The sequence below is a fragment of the Leucobacter japonicus genome (assembly GCF_001273855.1).
GTDB lineage: Bacteria > Actinomycetota > Actinomycetes > Actinomycetales > Microbacteriaceae > Leucobacter > Leucobacter japonicus.
Window position 1 is genome coordinate 280,382 of the sequence record NZ_JHBX01000108.1, and the last position, 17,751, is coordinate 298,132.

Annotated in this window: 19 protein-coding genes and 1 tRNA gene; 8 read left to right on the forward strand and 12 right to left on the reverse strand. The window is 67.5% G+C overall.

Annotated features, from left to right (window positions below; translation table 11 throughout):
* Positions 1–57: 57 nt before the first annotated feature.
* A tRNA-Arg gene (locus tag AMS67_RS10635) sits at positions 58–131 on the forward strand.
* An 81-nt stretch (positions 132–212) separates the two neighbouring features.
* Here the strand turns inward: AMS67_RS10635 and AMS67_RS10640 are convergent.
* Positions 213–422, reverse strand: a complete 210-nt coding sequence (locus tag AMS67_RS10640; RefSeq protein WP_053387329.1) for a hypothetical protein — start codon at positions 420–422, stop codon at positions 213–215.
* 398 nt (positions 423–820) lie between these two features.
* Here AMS67_RS10640 and AMS67_RS10645 point away from each other — a divergent pair, with 398 nt between their 5' ends.
* The gene (locus AMS67_RS10645) at positions 821–1,468 is read left to right on the forward strand and encodes a hypothetical protein (RefSeq protein WP_053387330.1); all 648 of its coding nucleotides are present in this window, start codon (positions 821–823) and stop codon (positions 1,466–1,468) included.
* A gap of 106 nt (positions 1,469–1,574) precedes the next feature.
* On the forward strand, positions 1,575–1,784 hold the full coding sequence (locus AMS67_RS10650; protein ID WP_053387331.1) for an Rv0909 family putative TA system antitoxin: 210 nt from the start codon (positions 1,575–1,577) through the stop codon (positions 1,782–1,784).
* A gap of 307 nt (positions 1,785–2,091) precedes the next feature.
* Here AMS67_RS10650 and AMS67_RS18145 read toward each other — a convergent pair whose 3' ends face one another.
* Positions 2,092–3,720: a DUF1295 domain-containing protein gene (locus AMS67_RS18145; RefSeq protein WP_075201323.1), complete on the reverse strand. Its 1,629-nt coding sequence runs from the start codon at positions 3,718–3,720 to the stop codon at positions 2,092–2,094.
* 43 nt (positions 3,721–3,763) lie between these two features.
* A complete protein-coding gene (locus AMS67_RS10660; RefSeq protein ID WP_053387332.1) occupies positions 3,764–5,662 on the reverse strand; it encodes an AMP-dependent synthetase/ligase in 1,899 nt (632 codons plus the stop codon).
* 170 nt (positions 5,663–5,832) lie between these two features.
* Here AMS67_RS10660 and AMS67_RS10665 point away from each other — a divergent pair, with 170 nt between their 5' ends.
* Positions 5,833–6,201: a hypothetical protein gene (locus AMS67_RS10665; protein ID WP_053387333.1), complete on the forward strand. Its 369-nt coding sequence runs from the start codon at positions 5,833–5,835 to the stop codon at positions 6,199–6,201.
* Between the two features lie 43 nt (positions 6,202–6,244).
* Here AMS67_RS10665 and AMS67_RS10670 read toward each other — a convergent pair whose 3' ends face one another.
* The 4 genes from AMS67_RS10670 to AMS67_RS10685 are packed head-to-tail and all read right to left on the reverse strand — an operon-like array spanning position 6,245 to position 10,714.
* On the reverse strand, positions 6,245–7,045 hold the full coding sequence (locus tag AMS67_RS10670; RefSeq protein ID WP_053387334.1) for an SDR family NAD(P)-dependent oxidoreductase: 801 nt from the start codon (positions 7,043–7,045) through the stop codon (positions 6,245–6,247).
* Positions 7,042–7,938 carry an SMP-30/gluconolactonase/LRE family protein gene (locus tag AMS67_RS10675; protein ID WP_053387335.1) on the reverse strand — a complete coding sequence of 299 codons (897 nt, stop codon included), beginning with the start codon at positions 7,936–7,938 and terminating at the stop codon, positions 7,042–7,044. Before AMS67_RS10675 ends, AMS67_RS10670 begins: the two co-directional genes overlap by 4 nt.
* A gap of 5 nt (positions 7,939–7,943) precedes the next feature.
* Entirely contained in the window at positions 7,944–8,840 is an 897-nt protein-coding gene (locus AMS67_RS10680; protein WP_053387336.1) for an SDR family oxidoreductase, read from the reverse strand.
* 44 nt (positions 8,841–8,884) lie between these two features.
* On the reverse strand, positions 8,885–10,714 hold the full coding sequence (locus AMS67_RS10685; protein WP_053387337.1) for a glycoside hydrolase family 15 protein: 1,830 nt from the start codon (positions 10,712–10,714) through the stop codon (positions 8,885–8,887).
* Positions 10,715–10,880: 166 nt separating this feature from the next.
* Here AMS67_RS10685 and AMS67_RS10690 point away from each other — a divergent pair, with 166 nt between their 5' ends.
* Positions 10,881–11,444 (forward strand): TspO/MBR family protein, encoded by a 564-nt coding sequence (locus tag AMS67_RS10690; protein WP_082305459.1) that lies wholly within the window; start codon positions 10,881–10,883, stop codon positions 11,442–11,444.
* A gap of 214 nt (positions 11,445–11,658) precedes the next feature.
* Positions 11,659–12,162 carry a CarD family transcriptional regulator gene (locus AMS67_RS10695; RefSeq protein WP_053351314.1) on the forward strand — a complete coding sequence of 168 codons (504 nt, stop codon included), beginning with the start codon at positions 11,659–11,661 and terminating at the stop codon, positions 12,160–12,162.
* A 248-nt stretch (positions 12,163–12,410) separates the two neighbouring features.
* On the opposite strand, the gene AMS67_RS10700 is transcribed toward AMS67_RS10695, so the two are convergent.
* Positions 12,411–13,268 carry an SDR family oxidoreductase gene (locus AMS67_RS10700; RefSeq protein WP_053387479.1) on the reverse strand — a complete coding sequence of 286 codons (858 nt, stop codon included), beginning with the start codon at positions 13,266–13,268 and terminating at the stop codon, positions 12,411–12,413.
* 99 nt (positions 13,269–13,367) lie between these two features.
* Between AMS67_RS10700 and AMS67_RS10705 the strand changes: the two genes are divergently transcribed.
* Positions 13,368–13,769: a winged helix-turn-helix transcriptional regulator gene (locus AMS67_RS10705; protein WP_053387338.1), complete on the forward strand. Its 402-nt coding sequence runs from the start codon at positions 13,368–13,370 to the stop codon at positions 13,767–13,769.
* Here the strand turns inward: AMS67_RS10705 and AMS67_RS10710 are convergent.
* Genes AMS67_RS10710 through AMS67_RS10720 form a run of 3 tightly spaced genes read right to left on the reverse strand, consistent with a single transcriptional unit; the run spans position 13,753 to position 15,626 of the window.
* Entirely contained in the window at positions 13,753–14,199 is a 447-nt protein-coding gene (locus AMS67_RS10710) for a GNAT family N-acetyltransferase (protein ID WP_053387339.1), read from the reverse strand. The two genes, AMS67_RS10705 and AMS67_RS10710, sit on opposite strands and share 17 nt — an antisense overlap.
* A gap of 5 nt (positions 14,200–14,204) precedes the next feature.
* A complete protein-coding gene (locus AMS67_RS10715; protein ID WP_075201325.1) occupies positions 14,205–14,843 on the reverse strand; it encodes a DUF1349 domain-containing protein in 639 nt (212 codons plus the stop codon).
* 51 nt (positions 14,844–14,894) lie between these two features.
* Positions 14,895–15,626 (reverse strand): TetR/AcrR family transcriptional regulator, encoded by a 732-nt coding sequence (locus tag AMS67_RS10720; protein WP_053387340.1) that lies wholly within the window; start codon positions 15,624–15,626, stop codon positions 14,895–14,897.
* Between the two features lie 88 nt (positions 15,627–15,714).
* Between AMS67_RS10720 and AMS67_RS10725 the strand changes: the two genes are divergently transcribed.
* Positions 15,715–16,464, forward strand: a complete 750-nt coding sequence (locus AMS67_RS10725) for an SDR family oxidoreductase (protein ID WP_053387341.1) — start codon at positions 15,715–15,717, stop codon at positions 16,462–16,464.
* A gap of 402 nt (positions 16,465–16,866) precedes the next feature.
* Here AMS67_RS10725 and AMS67_RS10730 read toward each other — a convergent pair whose 3' ends face one another.
* A complete protein-coding gene (locus tag AMS67_RS10730; protein ID WP_053387342.1) occupies positions 16,867–17,724 on the reverse strand; it encodes an aldo/keto reductase in 858 nt (285 codons plus the stop codon).
* Between the last annotated feature and the right edge of the window lie 27 nt (positions 17,725–17,751).

The window sequence follows — 17,751 nt, forward strand, 5'->3', positions numbered from 1 at the left end:
TCGATTTCAGTTTCGCGAAACGCTCGTGTAGAGTATTTCGAGTTGGGTAACCAACGGGCGCCCCTAGCTCAGCTGGATAGAGCATCTGACTACGGATCAGAAGGTCAGGGGTTCGAATCCCTTGGGGCGCACATAGGAAAGAAAACCCCGTCGCGATAGCGGCGGGGTTTTCTGCTGTCTGCATGTCGCTGATGAATACTCCGCCGAGCCATTCAGCGACGATCGAGCTCCTCCGCGAGCGCGATGTAGGCGTGCGCACTGGTCCCATCGCCGGCTCGAAACTCAGCGAGCGCGTGATCGAGTGCCGAACGCACGGCGCGCACCTGATTGATACGTAGCTTCTCGAGCGTCAGGTCGGCGCACCCGACCGCGCGCGCATACTCCAATCGCTTTCCCTCGAGCGGGGTTGCGTACGTCAGCATCTGCCGTCTCCCTCCATACCTCTCGCCCCGTTGAGCGACTTGATATCTAAAATATCAAAATACCAAGCATCCGCAAGGTCCGCACAGCTCTTTCGCAGGATCACGGGCAACGCGCTCGAGCACCCGTCGAGTTACGGACTAACCGACTCCCAGCGCCGCGAAGCCGAAGAACGACGCGCAGACCCACACGCGTGTGGTCGATCCGACGCTTCACACACTCGCGAGCCACTGATCACGCATGCGCGAGGCGTTCGGCGCCGATGACCCCATCGCGGCCGAACTTGCGTGCGAAGAGATGCACCTGCTCCCCGCTCGGGCACCAACTGCCCCCCCCCCACCTGGAAGTAGCCGTAACCGACCGCGGGCACTCTGGCTCCTCGATTGGTACGCTCAGCGACATGAGCTTCGCCCCGATCTCTTCGCGTTCGCGCAACCTCTCAGCCTGGTTCGCCACGCGTCCCGAAGACTTCGTCGCGGAGCGCTCCCCGAAGCGCACCTGGTTCTGGGGCATCACGGCGGCCGTGTTCGCGGTCATCACGGTGATCGTACTGCTGCATCCGACCGACATCGTCGAAATGCTCGGCGGCCGCCGCCGCGCGGGCATGGCGATCGCCGGATCGTTCTTCCTGCCGCCGGCGATCGCGCTCTTCAGCGTCGTAATGATCTTCGTCGGGTCTCGCCGCTGGCGCGTGCGCGGCGGCGGCGTGCTGACGAACCCCTTGGTTCACGGGGTGACCGCCACATTCCCGACGGATCTCGTGGTCAATGCGATCCGCCGGGGAAGCACGGATCGCGACGGCATCATCACGGCGTTGACCACCGCATTCAAGCACCCGGGCGACCAACTCCTGATCACCGTGTGGGCCTCGAACACCGATCGGGTGCTCTACGTCGGCGTGCTGCGCGTCGACGGCAACCGCGTGTGGATCGACACCGAACCGGTGCGAGTCGGGCCGGATCGCTTCGTCGATCTGAAACCGGTCGACCAGGCGGCGCTGCACGCGCACGCCGACTCCATCGGCAAGCCCAACACACCGCACGCGTGACGCCGCGCGACGGCTTCAGGGAATCAGTGCTTTACGCAGGGCCGCCCGTCGCGAGAAGATACTCGCAGGAGCGGCGTCCGGTCGCCCGGGGACGAAGGAGCAGCACATGGGTATCGAAGATCTCACCGCAAAAGCCAAGGAATTCCTCAGCGACGGAAAGGTTGCCGACGCGCTCAAGAGCGAGCAGGCCGAAGACATCAGCGACAAGCTGCTCGACGGCGTCGCGGGTGCCGCGAACAAGGTGACCGGCGGCAAGTTCGAGGGCCAGATTCAGGACGCACGCGATGCGGCCGATAAGGCTGTCGGCAACGAGTAAATACTCGAACCGCAAACGCGCTGAGGCCCCCGGCAGTGTTTCGCCGGGGGCCTCAGCGCGTCGCACCGCAGCGATGCGTCGCATGATCGGGTCGATCACCCACCGCGCCGGAGCACCCATCGTCTCCCCAGCGCATCGAACGCGTCGTCACGGTGCGCGAAGTATCCGAAGCCTGCCTGAACGTAACGCGAGAGATCGAACTCGCCGCAGCCTGATCGGCCGTCCCAGTCGACGGCACAGCACGGATAGGTGACGCGAGATCGAGGGGCCCGTCCTCGTGGCAGATTCGGGCTGAGCGACCTTCGATTCAGCGTGCGGCGAAGAACTCCTCAAGCGCCTCGGTGATCTGCGCACGGGCCGCATCATCCGAGATCGTCGGCTCGCCATCACCCGACTGCGCACCGTACGCCCCGAACTGGGCGTGCACCCCGCCGTCGATCGCAACGAACTCGGTGTCGGCAGGGAGACCCGCGGCCGACGCCTCGATCTTCTCGGGGGTTGCGAGGCCGTCGTTCGTACCCGAGATCGAGAGCACCGGCAGGTCATCACGCGCGGCGAGCGCGTCGCCCGAGCAGTAGGAGGCCAGCAGCACGAGGCCGTCGACGGCATCGCGATCCGCATCGGCGTACATGCACGCCTTCACTCCGCCCATGCTGTGCCCGCCCACCGACCAGCTCGTCACCTCGGGTGCGAGGCCGGTGAAGTCGGCCAGCGGTCGCGTTTCGAAGAGCGGCAAATTGAGCAGCGACTGCGTGATGACGACCGTCGTGCCGGCGGCGACGGTGTCGCGGAAGGTCGCCTCGTACGCCTCGGGCACGACCTTGGCGCCGGCGAAGAACACGAGCCCCTGCCCGTTGGCCTCGCCGGTCGGCGTCATCACGATGGGTCCGCCCGCCTGCGAGACCTCGACGCGGTCGTCCTGACTCACTGCGGCGAGCGCCTGCGGCTCGGCCTGATAGGTCTGCTCCGCCCAGATGACGAAGCCGACCACCGCGACCAGCACGAGCGACAGTACCCCGGCACCCACCGCACCGAGTACGCGCCGTGCGCGACTGCGATCGGCTACGCCCCGGCGCCCGGGAATGAGCGCGGGCGTGCGCTCGCGGTACGCCTGATACTCGGGGTCGTCGCCCCATTTGCGTTGAGCCTTCTCCTCGAGCAGCGGGATGCCGCTCACCTTCGTGAGCAGCAGAATGACGAAGAGCGGGGAGAGGATCGCGATCCACTGCCAGCCGCGCAGCGCCGGGGCCGTGATGACGAGCACGCCGACCCAGAGCACGATCTCGCCGAGGTAGTTCGGGTGTCGCACGACCGACCACAGACCGGTCGAGATGAACCGCCCGTCGTTGGCGGGGTCGGCCTTGAAGCGGCTCTTCTGGGCATCCGCGATGACCTCGATCGCGAACCCGAGCGCCCAAATGCCGAGCCCGATCCAGGTGCTCGCGCCTAGTGCCACGGCGTGCTCGGAGGTGATGGCGATCCAGGCCGCCGCCGCGGTGAGGCTCACCCACGCGCCCTGCACCGTCCACACCGAGAGGAACCGCACGGGCGATGTCTTGATCTCGTCGAAGCGATCGTCGGCGCCGCTGCGCCGCACGCGCATGAAGAGGAAGCTGCCGAGTCGCACGGCCCAGATCACGACGACCGCGGTGAGCAGCACCGACCGCACGTCGAACGACGGCGCCAGCAGCAGCAGCCCGACCGTCACCACGATGTACGTCAGACTGCCGGTCAGATCGAAGAAACGCTCGGTGCGGCGGGCCATCGCGGGCACGAAGGCAATCCACTGCACGACGAACGCTGCGGCGACGGCGATCGCGAAGCCGGGCAGCGGCCCGATCGACCAGCTGCCCTGACTGCCGGCGAACGCGAGCAGCGCTCCCAACACGAGAGCGGCGGCGATGAGGATCACCGAGCGTGCAATGGGCCGAGACATATCAGGTCCTGTTCGTCAGCGGGGTCGGGGGTGTCGGGTGGAGTCAGGCGTACAGCGCGTCGATCACCGGCGCAGCGGCGGCGAGCAGCGCGGAGCGCTTCAGCTTCATCGTGGGAGTGATGAGCTCTGGGGCACGGTCTTCGCCGATCGCGAGCAGCGACCAGGTTTGCACCCGTTCGCCGGGCGACACCGCCGCGTTCGCCGGCTCGATGGCCTCGGCAATCTCGGCGCGCAGCCGATCGTCGGCAACCGCTGCGAGGCCGGCATCCGCGAGCTGCGCGGGGCGTTGATGGCCGTGCTCGTCGCACCAGGCCTGCACGGCCTCGGTGTCGAGCACGATCAGCCCCGTCAGATACGGGCGGTCGGTGCCGACGAGCACCGCGTGCGCGACGAGCGGATGCATCTCGACGGCGCGCTCCCAGCGCTCGGGCGACACCGTGCGACCGGTCGAGGTGACGATCGTCTGCCCCATTCGCCCGCGCAGGGTGAGCGCTCCATCGCTGCCAAGCTCGCCCAGGTCGCCGGTGCGGAAGAAGCCATCGACGAAGGCCGCGGCCGTGTGCCCGGGGTTGCGGTACCCGGCGAAGACCCCGACGCCGCGAGCGAGCACTTCGCCCTCGGCCGAGATGCGCACCTCATTGCCCGGCAACGGGGTGCCGACACTGCCGGCAACGAGGGATCCCGGACGGCCACCGGTGAGCGGGGCCGTGGTTTCGGTCAGACCGTAGCCCTCGATGATCGGCACCCCGATGCCGCGGAAGAACTGCGCGAGCTCGGGCCGCAGCGTCGCCGCCCCCGAGAGCAGGTAGTCGATGCGTCCGCCCATGAGCGCGCGCAGCCGGCCGAAAAAGATGCGATCAAACACCGCACGGCGGGCGCGCAACCGCAGGCCGGGGCGTGCGTGGGCGTCGCGATCCTGCGCTTCCATCGCCTCGCCCCACGATTCTGCCGTGCGCACGGCGGCCCGCCACACCGGGGCGAGGCGCTTCTCTCGGGCTGCCTTCGCCGCCGCCGCTTGAATCTTCTCGAGCACCCGCGGCACGACTACGAGGAACGTCGGCCTCAGCACCGACAGCGCCTGCACGACCTCCTTGGGGTCGGCGAGGTGCGCCACCCGCATGCCGTTCGCGATGCAGATGAGCTGCAGTGCGCGGCCGAGCACGTGCGTGAGCGGCAGAAACAGGATCGTGTTGCCCCGATCGTGCACCACTTCCGTGTACGCCTCGGCCGTGTTGAGCACCTGGCCGACCAGGTTGCGGTGGGTGATCTGCGCTCCCTTGGGGTCGCCCGTCGTACCCGACGTGTACACGATCGTCGCGATGTCGTCGAGGGAGGCGATGGTGCGTCGCTCTTCCAGCTGAGCGCCAGAGATGCTCTCGCCCCGCTCGATGAGGTGCGAGAGCAGGGCCGCCTGCTCGGCCGGGTCGGCTTGGGGGTGGGCCTCGGCGGGGGCGTCGCCCGTCGTGCGGAGCGCCCAGGTGCGGAGTTCGACTCCGGCCTCGGCCGCGGCCCCGCGCAGACGCGCATCGAGCACCGCATCGCCCACGAACGCGGCGACCGGACGCGCGTCTGCGAGCACCGCGGTGAGCTGCGAGTGCGCTGCGGTGTCGTACACGGGCACCACGACGGCGCCAGCGGTCGCCGCCGCGAGATCGGCCACGGCCCAGAGGTACTGCGTCGGCGCCATGATCAGCACCGCGTCGCCCGCCTGCACCCCACTCGCGATCAGGCCCTTCGCGACGCGCCCCACCTGCTCGGCGAACTCCGCCGTCGTGACGGGCACCCACGGAGCGTCGAGCGGCGTGCCGGGCTCGCGCACCTCGAATGCCACGTGATCGGGAGCAGCGTCGAGTCTCCGCTGCAACAGGTCGGTGACGTTGCGCACGCCGTCGATATCGACGACCGCCGGGGTCTCTGCTGCACGTCGTTGCACGGTCGTCATGCTGGTACCCACTCCCCCGAACCGCGCACGAGCAAGTTGCTCAGTTTGTGAGGTTCTTCTCACGAAAGTATCACAGATATTGACCGAATGCGCTCGGCGCGCGAATATCTCGAAGCACCGTGCAGCGCAACGCCCTACCCGACCCTGGCTCCCCCTGCGAGAGTCGCCGCATGAGAAGCATCACCTACGCCGGCGAGACCGTCGTCACCACCGACGACGTTGCATCAGCCCTGGTCGAACTCACCGCCGCCATCGCCCGCAACGGCCGCGCCGAGGCCGTCGAGATCCCGATCGTCACCGATGATCACGAGCACCTCGATGTCGCCGAACTCGTCATCGGCGTCGGCAACGACGTGCTGTCAGTGCCGGCAGCGTGGGACGCAGGCGATGAACCCGATTTCTCCGAGCAGGCCGCCGCACTCAGAAACCACATCGACTTCCCCCGGCCGGTCTCTGGGGGATCGATCACTGAAGAATTCACGTCGCTCGATTGGGATCTGGAGCTCGGCGACACCGACGGCGGCGCTCGAAACCACTGAAGGCAGGTCCCGTCGACCCGCCTTCAGTGCTGCAAACGCGATGTCAAATGGTTGCCACTGAACCAGAATCGACGCGATAGTTGGATCCGTTCACGAACGATGCACGATCTGAGCAGAGGAACGTGACGACGTTCGCCACTTCTTCGGGTTCTCCGCGGCGGCCGAGCTCCATGAATGGCCGCTCATCGTCGAGGAATGATTCGATCGCTTCATCGAAGCTGACGCCAAGCTCGTCCGAGCGCTTCTCCATCATGCGATCCGTCATCGGCGTGTGAATGAATGCCGGTGAGACGCAGTTCACCAGCAACCCCTCGTCGGCATACGAGCGCGAGAGCCCCTTCGCGAGGGCCAGAATGCCCGCCTTCGCCGCACAATAAGGCAGTTCGTCGTCGTATGGCTGCACCGCGTCTTCGGAGGCGAGGAACACCAGGCGACCCCACCCACCGGAGCGCAGCGCCGGCAAGAACTCGCGCACCAGGCGCACCGGCCCGAGCAGATCGACCTCGACGGTCGAGACCCACCCGTCGTCGTCGATCTCGTGAAACTTGCCCTGCGCCCCGGTGATGCCCGCCGACTGCACCAGGATGTCGATGCAGCCTACCGCAGCTTCGACCTGTTCGCGCAGCGACGCGAGATCTTCGAGGCTCGTGATATCGGCGGTGAACGCGTGCAGCGTAGCGGGTGCGGCGTCGAGCTTCGCTGCTGCAGCGTTGAGATCGTCGGCGTCGTGATCGGTGATGACCACCCGCACGCCCTCTTCGAGCAGCTGCTTCGCGGTGTGCCAGCCGATACCCGACGCACCCCCGGTAACGAGTGCCGTTTTGCCCGTAATTCCCAGATTCATGATGCGTGTCCTCTCGTTGTTCCGAATGTGTGCACCGGCCGACCGTGCTCATCGGGGTCGACCTCGATGCGGTAGATCGCCCCTGATTCGGGCGCAGCTTGCAACTGCTGCTCCGTGAGGTTCTCGCGCGCCGAACCAATCAGCAGGGTCGTGAGTTCAGGCCCCGCGAATGCCACCGAGGTGAGATTTGGGCTCAGAATCGGCACCTCCTCGAGCAGCGTGCCGTCGGGGGCCCACCGCACGACGTGACCCTCGCCGTACAGGCCGTTCCAGAACGTGCCGTCTGCGGCGAGCGCAAGCCCGTCGTGCGCGCGGCCCGTGATGTGCGGCGCGAGTTCGCCGAGGTCCCCGTTCGGGCCGTAGATACCGCGATAGATCGTCGAGGTGGAGGTGTCGGTGACGAACATGGTGCGTCCGTCGTCCGACCACTCAAGGCCGTTGGCGACGCCGAAGCCGCCGCGCAGTGCTCGCGCGTCTCCGTCGGCGCTCACCGACCAGAGGTCGGCGTCGGGTGCTTCTCCGATCAGGCCCATGCCTCCCACGACGAATCTGCCGAACGGGTCGACCTTCCCCTCGTTGAGGCGCATGCCGAATCTGCGGTGCGGCAATCGGGCAACGACCCGCTCGATGAGCCCATCGGAGCCGAGCAGCACCACTGAGTCTTCGAGGGCGGCGACGTAACGGCCGCCCGGCGCAGGTTGCACGGCCGAGACGGGCGGTGGCAGTGACACCACGCGATCCTCGCTGCCGTCAACGGCACCATCGAGGCGACCCCGGTGCAGCAGCCCCGCGGTGATGTCGACCCACACGACTTCACTGGTACGCGCGTCCCACCAGAGACTCTCGACCAAGATCGCCCGCGTCGAGCGGAACACCTGCACCTCGCGCGTCATCACGATCAGGGGGTCGGCATGCCGCCGTTGACGTTGAGTGTCTCGCCCGCCACATAGCTGGACTCGGCCGACGCGAGAAACACGTACGCGGGCGCGAGCTCCGCAGGCTGCCCCATGCGACCGAGCGGCGTCTCTTGGCCGAACTCGGCGATCTTGTCTTGCGGCTGCCCATCGCTGGGCTGCAGCGGCGTCCAGATCGGCCCGGGAGCGACCGCGTTCACGCGGATGCCCTTGGGGGCGAGCTGATCGGCGAGCCCCTTCGTGAAGGCGTTGATGGTCGCCTTCGTGGAGGCGTAATCGACCAGAATGCCCGACGGCGAGTAGGCCTGGATCGAGGTCGTGTTGATGATCGCCGACCCCGGGGCGAGATGGGGCAGCGCAGCCTTGGTGATCCAGAACATCGCGTACACGTTCGTCTTGAACGTGTCGTCGAACTGCTCGTCGGTCAGGTCGGTGAGCGACTCCTGGAACACCTGTTTGCCGCCATTGTTCACGAGGATGTCGAGACCGCCCAGCTGTGAGACCGTGTCGGCCACGAGCGACCGGCAGTACGATGCATCTCGCAGGTCGCCGGGCAGGGTCGCGACCTGCACGCCGGATTCGCGGAGAATGCCGGCGATGCGCTGCGCATCAGGCTCCTCCTCGGGAAGGTAGGAGATGGCCACATCAGCGCCCTCGCGGGCGAAGGCGATCGCCGTGGCGGCGCCGATTCCCGAGTCCCCGCCGGTGATGAGGGCCTTGCGCCCCTGGAGGCGCCCGGACCCGCGGTAGCTCTCCTCTCCGAGATCGGCCTTCGGTGTGAGATCGGCGTCGAGCCCGGGCTCGGCGAGGTGCTGCCGCTGCGGCTTGATATCGGCGTAGAGCTCTGCTGGGTTGACGAAGGTGTACTGGTCACGTGACATGGTGCGTCCTTTCGTTGCGGTGGGTGGTCGTCGGGCTCGAGACGTCATCGTCCGTCGAGCAGATCTTTCGGCACGAGATCACGGATGGTCATCACCGCTCCGAGAAACGCGAGGTGGCTGAGCGCCTGCGGAGTGTTGCCCCAAGCGGTGCCGTCGGCAGCATCGATCATCTCCGCGTAGATTCCGACGTCATTCGAGCGCTCGACGAGCTCATCCATGAGTTCCAGGGCTTCGTCATGGCGGCCGACGCAGGCGAGCGCTTCGACGCGCCAGAACGCGCACGCGACAAAGGTGCGCTCCTCCCGCTGCGCACCGCTGTAGCGATAGAGCAGCGGGCCTGCGCCGAGTTCGTCGCTCAGCGCATCGATCGTTGACGACATGCGTTCGCCGCGGTCGAACCCGCTCGGCGCATGCAAGAGCACCGACGCATCGAGTTCGTCACTGCCAGCGTAAAAACGGTATGCCCCTCGGCGATCCGACCAACCGTGCTCGTCGATCCACTGCCGAATGCGATGCTGCTCCGCGCGCCAGCGACCCGCACTGCCAGGAATCGCCCCGGCCTCGGCGAGCGCTGCGGCATCCTCAAGCGCCTGCCAGCACCCCATCTTCGACGAAATGTACTGGCGCTGCTCACCAAGCTCCCACATGCCCGAATCAGGGTTACGCCACAGATCGCACGTGCGATCAGCCACGCCCGCCAGCATGCGCGCGGTCGCTACATCGAGCACGTTGCCCGCGTCGACATAGGTGCGGCAGATCGAGATCAGGTCGCCGTACACCCCGAGCTGCAGCTGCTCATTCGCCGGATTGCCGGTGACGACCGGCCCGATACCTCGCCAGCCAGCGACGTCGTGCTCCGATGGTTCGGGCACCAGGTCACCGTCGAGTGTGTACATGACATGCAGTTCGGGGCCGTGCTCACGGATCGTCCGCAGCATCCACGACAGTGCCGCCTGCGTCTCCTCGCGCAACCCGAAGCGCACCAGCGCCGTAGCGGTGTAGGCGAGGTCGCGCACCCAGGCAAACCGGTAATCCCAGTTCTTGCCACCCTCAGGGTTCTCGGGCAGCGAAGTCGTCGCGGCCGCCGCGATTGCCCCCGTCGGGCTGAAAATCAGCAGTTTCAATGCGAGCGCGTTGCGCTGCATCCGCTCCGCGTACGGCCCCTCATACGAAAAGACTTCCGACCAGTGCCGCCAGTTCTCGACGGTGCGGTCGATGCCAAGGTCGACGTTGTGCGGGTCAGGAAAGTGGAGCGGTTCGTCGTGCGTGGCCGCGAGGGCGACGAGGTGGCGGGATCCTGCGCGCGCGACAAATGTTCCGGTGAGTTCGGGCCCGGTCCCGCCGTCGGGGTCCGGATCAGCCGGGCCGTGATGAAATCCGACGACGGTGAACGCGGTCGCGCCGCTGCGCACCACGTGGCCGTGCATTGTCGGTTCGATCCAGGGCGCCGCAGTGCGCAGGGAGGCGCCGGGATTCACGCGCCACCGCATGGGCACCTCGCCCGTGACGCCTTCGACGCGGCGCGCGAGCTCTGCCCAGGGCAGACGGCCCGCGACGCCCGACACCATCGCGTCGGTCACGCGCACGCTGCCCGTCGAGGTCGTGAAGGTGGTCTCGAGCACGTTCGTGTTCGGCACGTAGCGCCGCTCGCTCGTGATCTCTGCGGAAGGAGCATCCGGGGAGAGCTCGAAGCAGCCGCCGGTTTCGTCGTCGAGCAGCCGCGCGAACACCGGAACGTTCGTCAGATTCGGCAACGGCAGCCAGTCGATACGGCCATTCGAGCCAATGAGCGCCACGGTGCGACCGTCGCCAATCGGGGCGTACGACTCGATTCCGGGCTGCTCGCTCGACGGGTGCGGTGTACTGCGTGCCATGCATCCATGCTCGAACCGTTGCGCCACTCGCGTCAGTGGCTTGCGCCTCGCCCCACTTGGGCGTTATGGCGAGACCTCTCGTCTCGCGACTCCCTTCACTGGCGCCGAGCAAGCCGCACGCGCAACCCCCTGGCCGTTTGCTGTCAGGTCACGGCAGCATGGAAACATGAGCTCGATTTCGGCATCCTCCGCAGCAGCCCATCACCCGGCTCACATGGCACCGCCGGCATTAGCGCGTCAGGTACTCGCCGCCGCCCTGTTCCTCATCATCGTGGCCGCCGTCGCCTTCGGCGGCTCACTCGCTTCCACCGACAACGTGGACGGTTGGTATGCGGGTGCCGAAAAAGTCGCGTGGAATCCGCCGAACGCGGTCTTCGGCCCGACCTGGACGCTGCTGTATGCGCTGCTCGCGCTCGCCGGCTTTCTCATCTGGCGCTCGGGCTTTCGCGAGGGCGAACCGAACGCCGCGCGCAACGCGTTGGCGCTGTTCGTGACGCAGCTCGCTCTGAACGCGATGTGGACACCGGCTTTCTTCGCGGGCTACCCGGCGATCGGGCCGGCGGCCTGGTGGATCGCCGCAGTCATTATCGTCGCCCTCATCGTGGTCGTCATCGCGCTCGCGGTCTCGGCCCGGCGCTGGTCACGCATTGCCGCCTGGATCATGCTGCCGTACCTGGCCTGGTTGTGCTTCGCGACGAGCCTCAATATTGGCATCATCGTTCTCAACTGAGCGGGTGATCCTACCCCTTCATCATCGGTTTTCAACGCATTTTTGCATCACGGATTGGGCAAATCGCCCGTGATCGGGTAAAATTAGTAGGAAGTGCAAGTTCACCGGCCAAATTCGGCGCTTTTCGCCCCGCTTTCGCGCCCGAACGCACTCGTCGAGACCGTGCGGCAGCCAGCCCACGAGTCCGCACACGACAGCGTCTGAGGAGATCACTATGCAGCAGTCTCACGTCGTGGGACACACCCTCGTGTACCCGCACCATGGTGCGGTGACGATCACTGCGATCGAGGTGAAGAAGATCGGCGGCGTCGAGCGCACCTGGCTCACGCTGCAGCCGCTGCTCAACGAGCTGTCGATCCAGATTCCCGCCGATCAGTTGAACGAGATCGGTGTGCGCGAGCTCATCGATAGCGACGGCATCGCAGAGTTGATCGACATCCTCCAAGAGGAGTTCATCGAGGAGCCCGGCAACTGGTCACGCCGCTTCAAGGCCAACGGCGAGAAGCTCGCCTCGGGCAGCGTGCACCGCGTCGGCGAGGTCGTGCGCGACCTCTGGCGCCGCAGCCAGGGCGCCAAGCTTTCGACCGGCGAGAAGGCCATGTACCAGCGTGCCAGCGGCATCCTCGTCACCGAGTTCGCGCTCGCTCGCGGCATCGCCGAGGCCGACGCGCACGAAGAGGTCGAGAAGATCCTCGCCGGCGAGAAGATCGCCGTCTGATCGAGACCCCCTCCGGCGGGTGACCCGCCGAACACCGAACGGGCCGTCCGCGAGAAATCGCGGGCGGCCCGTTCGATGTTTCTGGGCGTGCGCCCGGGGACGGGGCCCAGTGCGCGGTTTCGCTTCCGACACCGATTCAACGAAACGCAGACACCTACTGGCTCAGCCTGTATGCGTTTCGTTGAATCGGTGCGCGGGGTGTGCAGGATGCGCGGGGCGCGTCGTGCGCACGCCCGCGCAGCCCGCGGTCAGCCCGCGTAGGCTGCGCGCAGCGCCTCGACGAGCGGCGTCGTCGGGCGCCCGATGAGTTCGGCGAGCGTGCGATCCGCCGACTCAAGGTCGCCCTGCGCGATGCCCGCGTCGAGCGCCGTCAAGAACCCGATCGTGCCGGCGTCGAGCCCGGCGCCCTCGAGCGCAGTCTGGTACTCGGCTGCGGGCAGCTCCTGGTGCGCGACCGGCTTGCCCAGCACTTCGCCGATGGCTGCGGCGAGCTCGTCGTAGGTGAATGACTCACCGGCGAGCTCGTAGGTCTTACCGATGTGCGCGTCGCCGATCAGTGCAACGGCTGCAGCCTCTGCGTAGTCCCGGCGCGCAGCGGCCGACACGAGACCGCCCTGCGTCGCCGAGATCAGCGTGCCCGTCGCCTCAGCTGCCCCGAAGTTGCCCAGGTAGTTCTCGATGTACCAATCGTTGCGCAACAGCGTCGCGGGAACTCCCGAAGCGGCGATGGCCTGCTCCGTGGCGAGGTGCTCGGCCGCGAGGGGCAGCGAGCTCGACTCGACGTTCGCGAGGCTCGTGTAGGCGAGCTGCGCAACTCCCGCAGCGGCCGCCGCATCGATCACGGTCTGGTGCTGCGGCACGCGCTTGCCGACTTCGCTGCCCGAGATGAGCAGCACGCGGTCGACGCCGGCGAATGCGGCGGTCACGGTGGCGGCGTTGTCGTAATCGAGCGGCACGACGCTGATGCCGCGATCGGCAAGGTCCGCCGCCTTCGACGGGGTGCGCACGCCGGCGACGATCTGGTCAGCGGCGACGCCCTTCGCGAGGAGCGCGTCGATGACGAGGCGGCCGAGCTGGCCGTTGGCTGCGGTGATAAGAGTGGTCACGGTGTTCCCTTCGATGGTGGCTTCGTTCGGGTGCAGCGCGATCCTGCCCCTGCGCATTCCCGAGTGACGGTACCCACTTTGCGGTAAGGTACTAGCGAAATGGTGAGTTATGCGGAAATCCGGGCCACTGGTGCCTTCGATCCGGCGTGCTCCACGCGGGTCGTGCTCGATCACGTGATGAGCCGCTGGGGCGTGCTAGTGCTGTGCACACTGTCTGACGGCACGCATCGCTGGGGCGAACTGCGCCGCGAGGTCGAGGGCATCAGCGAGAAGATGCTCGCGTCGACCCTGCGCCAGTTGGTCGCCGACGGCATCGTGCACCGCGAATCGCTGCCCACCGTGCCCCCGCACGTCGAGTACTGCCTCACCGAGCGCGGTCAAGAGCTCATGGAGCGCATGCTGCCGCTCATCGGCTGGATCGCGGATCGAGCCGACGAAATCGTGGGCACCCCGGCTCAGCGGTTGGGCGCCGCGGCCGCACCCGTTACCGCTCGCGCGTGAAGTAGACGCGTTCGAAGCCGTGCTCGGTGCGCCGCCCGGTCTCGACGAAACCGCGCTTCGGGTAGTACGCGAGATTCTCGGTCATCGCGGCATTCGTGTACAGCCTGAGTTCGGGCAGCCCGAGTCGCTCCGCCTCGGCGTCGGCAGCGGCGAGCAGCGCACCGCCGATGCCCTGCCCGTGGGCCTCAGGGTCAACCGCGACGTTCTCGACCAGCAGGTGATCGGGGTGCGGCACCGTCACGAGCAGCCCGACGATTCGTTCGCGCAGGATCGCCACGCGCACCCGGCCCTCACCGATCAGGGCAGCGTAGTCGCTCGACATCGGTGCTGGCTCTCGGCCGATGCGCGGCACGTACGGCGCGTAGGCGCGACGTACGAGCGCCGTCAGATCGTCGGCCTCGTCGGCTGATGCGACACGAATCTCGAGCACGGCGTTCAGCTCCCGTCGCGCAGGTCGTGCAGCGTTTCGGCGGCGAAGCGAATCTCGTCGAATCGCACCGCGCATCCGGCGCCCGTGGGCGACCGCACGAGGAAGCCGAGCTGCGGGCGGGCGGCGTCACCGTGCTCGGCGTCACCGTGCTCGGTGCTCTGGGGCGGGTCGAGGCGGAACACTCGCACGAACTCCCATTGCGCTCCGTCGCGCGAGGCGTGCATGGCGAAGACGGTGTCGATCCGGGAGATGCGCAACCACAGCACGTCAGACTCGGCGTCGAACGCATTCGCGTCGTCGGAGACACCGCGGGTCACGACACTCACCGCGAGCCGCTGCCCGGTCGGCGAGTACTCGAAGCAGAGTTTTGCCCAGTGCGCGTCATCGAACCAGACCAGCAGCACGCCCGCGTCGAATGTGGAAGCGAAATCAACGGTGACCCGCGCGGAGAACTGGAAGTCGCCCGCAGGCGCGGCAAAACGGGCCATCGGCGCCGTGCCCGAGCTGGATCGGCCGAAGGGGTCGATGATCAGATCGGTGCGCGCGGGCGCTGCAGCGGCAAGCGTTGACCCGTTCCACGACCACTCCGCGCGACCGTCGGCGGTCACCTCACCCGGGAGCCCGTCAATTGAATATGCGGTCATGAGGTCCTTTCGGGCTGAGCCGCGGCGATGCGGCGATGCGGCGATGCGGGATCAGCCTGCCAGCGACTCCTGAGAACTCGCATTTGCGATCCGCTCGAGCATCTCGGCGAGCAGCATTCGCTCGCCCGGCGTCAGCACTTCGCCGAGTCGCGGCAATCCGGCCAGCAGCGCGGCGGCGTGTGCGGCGCCGGTCGGCGCCGTCGGCACGGTCGCTCCGACAACTGAATCGGCGGTGGTGATTCCGGCGAACACGGCATCGCGTACGCGGTGCGAGATCGAGGGATCGCGATCCGCCACCGCCTGACCGATCAGCCGCAGCGTCACCCCCGTGCCCGCCGATTCGATCATTGCCGAGGCCGTCTCTGGGCTCACGCGCAACGACCCGACCTCGGCGACTCGAGTCGTGAGCATCAGGAGGCGAGCGTGCGCGGCGGCCGTGACCTCGGAGGTGTGGCCCGGGTGGGGGTCGGCGTACGTCAGGAGGTAGTGGTGCGGATGCTCGAGGCCGTAGCTCACGTGCAGGTCCCAGCCGGCGCGCAGATCGGCGAGCGGATCATCGCTCAGCCGCTGCGCGCGCTTCTGCGCGAGGTAGCCCTCGAAGGCACGCGCCGCGACGGCCCCCAGCAGCCCCTGCATATCGCCGAACTGCCGGTAGATCGCCGGCGCCTGCACCCCAGCGGCTTCTGCGACGGCGCGGGTCGTGACCGCTTCACGGCCCCCAGCGCGCAGCAGCGCGTCGGCAGCATCGAGCATGCGATCGCGGGCATCGCTTCGAGAGGTCATGTATCAATGCTATCAGAATTGCGATAGCGCTCTTCGTGAAAGCGTGTTACGTTATCGGCGATAACACTTTTACGAGAGCGGAGAACCCATGCGTCTCACCGGAAACACCATCCTGATCGTTGGCGGCACCTCGGGCATCGGCCTCGAGCTCGCACTGCGCCTGCGCGACGCCGGCAACTCGATCATCGTCTCGGGCCGTCGCACCGAACGCCTCGCGGCGATCGAAGCCGAACACGGCATCCCGGGCATCGCCGCCGACGTGGCCGACGCGGCGTCGATCCGGAGCCTGCGCGACACCGCGATCGAGCGCTTCCCCGCCCTCGACACCTTGGTGACCATGTCGGGCATCATGCAGCGCGAACTCGTGCTCGAGCCGGGCGCGCTCGAAATCGCCGAACGCACTATCGAGACCAACCTGCTGGGCACGATCCGCCTCGTCGAGGCGTTTCTGCCTCACCTGCTGAGCCGCCCGCGTGCGGCGATCCTCACCGTCTCATCAGGGCTCGCGTTCGTACCGCGCGCCGACACCCCCACTTACTCGGCAACCAAGGCCGCCGTGCACTCGTACACGGAATCGCTGCGCGAGCAGCTGCGCGACACCTCGGTGCAGGTCATCGAGCTGGTGCCGCCACTGACCGCGACCGAGCTCACTCCCGGTCAGCTCGAGAACCCTGCGGCGATGCCCCTCGTCGAGTACGTTGCGGAGTCGATCGCACTCATCGGCGCCGACCCCGACATCACCGAGGTGCTCGTCGAGCGCGTCAAGCCGCAGCGCTTCGCCGAGGTCGACGGCACCTACGCGCAGATCTTCGCGCGGATCGCCGGGCGCGCGGTGTAGGGGTTGGGGGCTGGTGCTAGGTGCGGGTCGATGCCCGCGCCCGCGTCGGGACCTGAGCCCCGCCCCAACCCCATACGCCGAGTGCACCCCCTTTTGCGCGAGCGCACCCCTGAGTGGGGTGTGCACTCGAGAGAAAGGGGTGCACTCGAGTTGAAGTGCGGGGCCGAGCGAGGCGCGGGCCTCGGCCCCACGCCACACCCAACCACCTCCCCACCCCAAGGCTTCAGCCCCTTGGCTCCACCCCGAGTGCACCCCTTTTGCGCGAGCGCACCCCTGAGTGAGGTGTGCACTCGAGAGAAAGGGGTGCACTCGGGACATGGGGCGGGATGGGGTGGGGCCGGGCCAAACGGGTGGGGCCGGGGTGGGTGGCCCCAGGCCGAGCCCAGGCCGAGCCAGCCCCGGCTACTGCTCCTCGTGCGTGCGCGGGTCGGCGTCGAACAGGCGCCCGTCGGGCCGGCCGAGCGCGGTGATCGCGGCCACCTCGGCGTCGTCAAGTGCGATCTCCACCGCTGCGAGGTTCTCGCGCTGGCGATCGAGGCTCTGCGACCGCGGAATCGACACGACCCCGCGCGCCGCGTGCCAGGCCAGCACGATCTGCACGGGGGTCGCGCCACGTTCGGCCGCGATGCGCTGAATCACGGGTTCGTCGAGCACGGCGCCCGCCCGCCCGATCGGGCTCCACGCCTCGGTGATGATGCCGAGCTCGCGGTGCAGCTCAACCGCGTCGACCTGCGGAAAGTAGGGGTGCACTTCAAGCTGGTTCACGACCGGGCGCACCCCGGTCTCCGCTTCGATGCGCTCGAGATGCTCGGGGAGAAAGTTCGAGACGCCGATTTGGTCGACGACTCCCCGCTCGCGGGAGTCGACGAGTCCCTGCCACGCATCGACATACTGGCCTTGCAGCGGGTTCGGCCAGTGGATCAGGTGCAGCCCGATCGCGTCGACGCCGAGGCGTGCGCGGCTCTCTTCGACGCTGTGCTGGTTCCAGGGCGCCTCATGATGGCGTCCGGGCAGCTTCGAGGTGACAATGACCCCGGCCCCGGCCCCGGCACCAGCACCGGCGCCCGCCGCGAGACGGACCCCGCGACCCACAGCGCCCTCGTTCTCGTAGTTGAAGGCGGTGTCGACCAGACGGTAGCCCGCCCCGATCGCCCCGGCGACCGCGTCGGCCCCCGCATCGCCGTTGAGCTTGTAGGTGCCGAGCCCGATGGGCGGCAGAACGAAGCCGTTGTGGGCTGTGAACCGTGCGTGTTGTGCCATGCTGCGGGTGCTCCTTCGATCGAGGGT

What these genes read in the sequence shown, in the direction of transcription:
- AMS67_RS10640 (WP_053387329.1), bottom strand. Translation starts at nt 422, where the DNA reads ATGCTGACGTACGCAACCCCGCTCGAGGGAAAGCGATTGGAGTATGCG.
- AMS67_RS10645 (WP_053387330.1), top strand. Translation starts at nt 821, where the DNA reads ATGAGCTTCGCCCCGATCTCTTCGCGTTCGCGCAACCTCTCAGCCTGG.
- AMS67_RS10650 (WP_053387331.1), top strand. Translation starts at nt 1,575, where the DNA reads ATGGGTATCGAAGATCTCACCGCAAAAGCCAAGGAATTCCTCAGCGAC.
- AMS67_RS18145 (WP_075201323.1), bottom strand. Translation starts at nt 3,720, where the DNA reads ATGTCTCGGCCCATTGCACGCTCGGTGATCCTCATCGCCGCCGCTCTC.
- AMS67_RS10660 (WP_053387332.1), bottom strand. Translation starts at nt 5,662, where the DNA reads ATGACGACCGTGCAACGACGTGCAGCAGAGACCCCGGCGGTCGTCGAT.
- AMS67_RS10665 (WP_053387333.1), top strand. Translation starts at nt 5,833, where the DNA reads ATGAGAAGCATCACCTACGCCGGCGAGACCGTCGTCACCACCGACGAC.
- AMS67_RS10670 (WP_053387334.1), bottom strand. Translation starts at nt 7,045, where the DNA reads ATGAATCTGGGAATTACGGGCAAAACGGCACTCGTTACCGGGGGTGCG.
- AMS67_RS10675 (WP_053387335.1), bottom strand. Translation starts at nt 7,938, where the DNA reads ATGACGCGCGAGGTGCAGGTGTTCCGCTCGACGCGGGCGATCTTGGTC.
- AMS67_RS10680 (WP_053387336.1), bottom strand. Translation starts at nt 8,840, where the DNA reads ATGTCACGTGACCAGTACACCTTCGTCAACCCAGCAGAGCTCTACGCC.
- AMS67_RS10685 (WP_053387337.1), bottom strand. Translation starts at nt 10,714, where the DNA reads ATGGCACGCAGTACACCGCACCCGTCGAGCGAGCAGCCCGGAATCGAG.
- AMS67_RS10690 (WP_082305459.1), top strand. Translation starts at nt 10,881, where the DNA reads ATGAGCTCGATTTCGGCATCCTCCGCAGCAGCCCATCACCCGGCTCAC.
- AMS67_RS10695 (WP_053351314.1), top strand. Translation starts at nt 11,659, where the DNA reads ATGCAGCAGTCTCACGTCGTGGGACACACCCTCGTGTACCCGCACCAT.
- AMS67_RS10705 (WP_053387338.1), top strand. Translation starts at nt 13,368, where the DNA reads ATGGTGAGTTATGCGGAAATCCGGGCCACTGGTGCCTTCGATCCGGCG.
- AMS67_RS10715 (WP_075201325.1), bottom strand. Translation starts at nt 14,843, where the DNA reads ATGACCGCATATTCAATTGACGGGCTCCCGGGTGAGGTGACCGCCGAC.
- AMS67_RS10720 (WP_053387340.1), bottom strand. Translation starts at nt 15,626, where the DNA reads ATGACCTCTCGAAGCGATGCCCGCGATCGCATGCTCGATGCTGCCGAC.
- AMS67_RS10725 (WP_053387341.1), top strand. Translation starts at nt 15,715, where the DNA reads ATGCGTCTCACCGGAAACACCATCCTGATCGTTGGCGGCACCTCGGGC.
- AMS67_RS10730 (WP_053387342.1), bottom strand. Translation starts at nt 17,724, where the DNA reads ATGGCACAACACGCACGGTTCACAGCCCACAACGGCTTCGTTCTGCCG.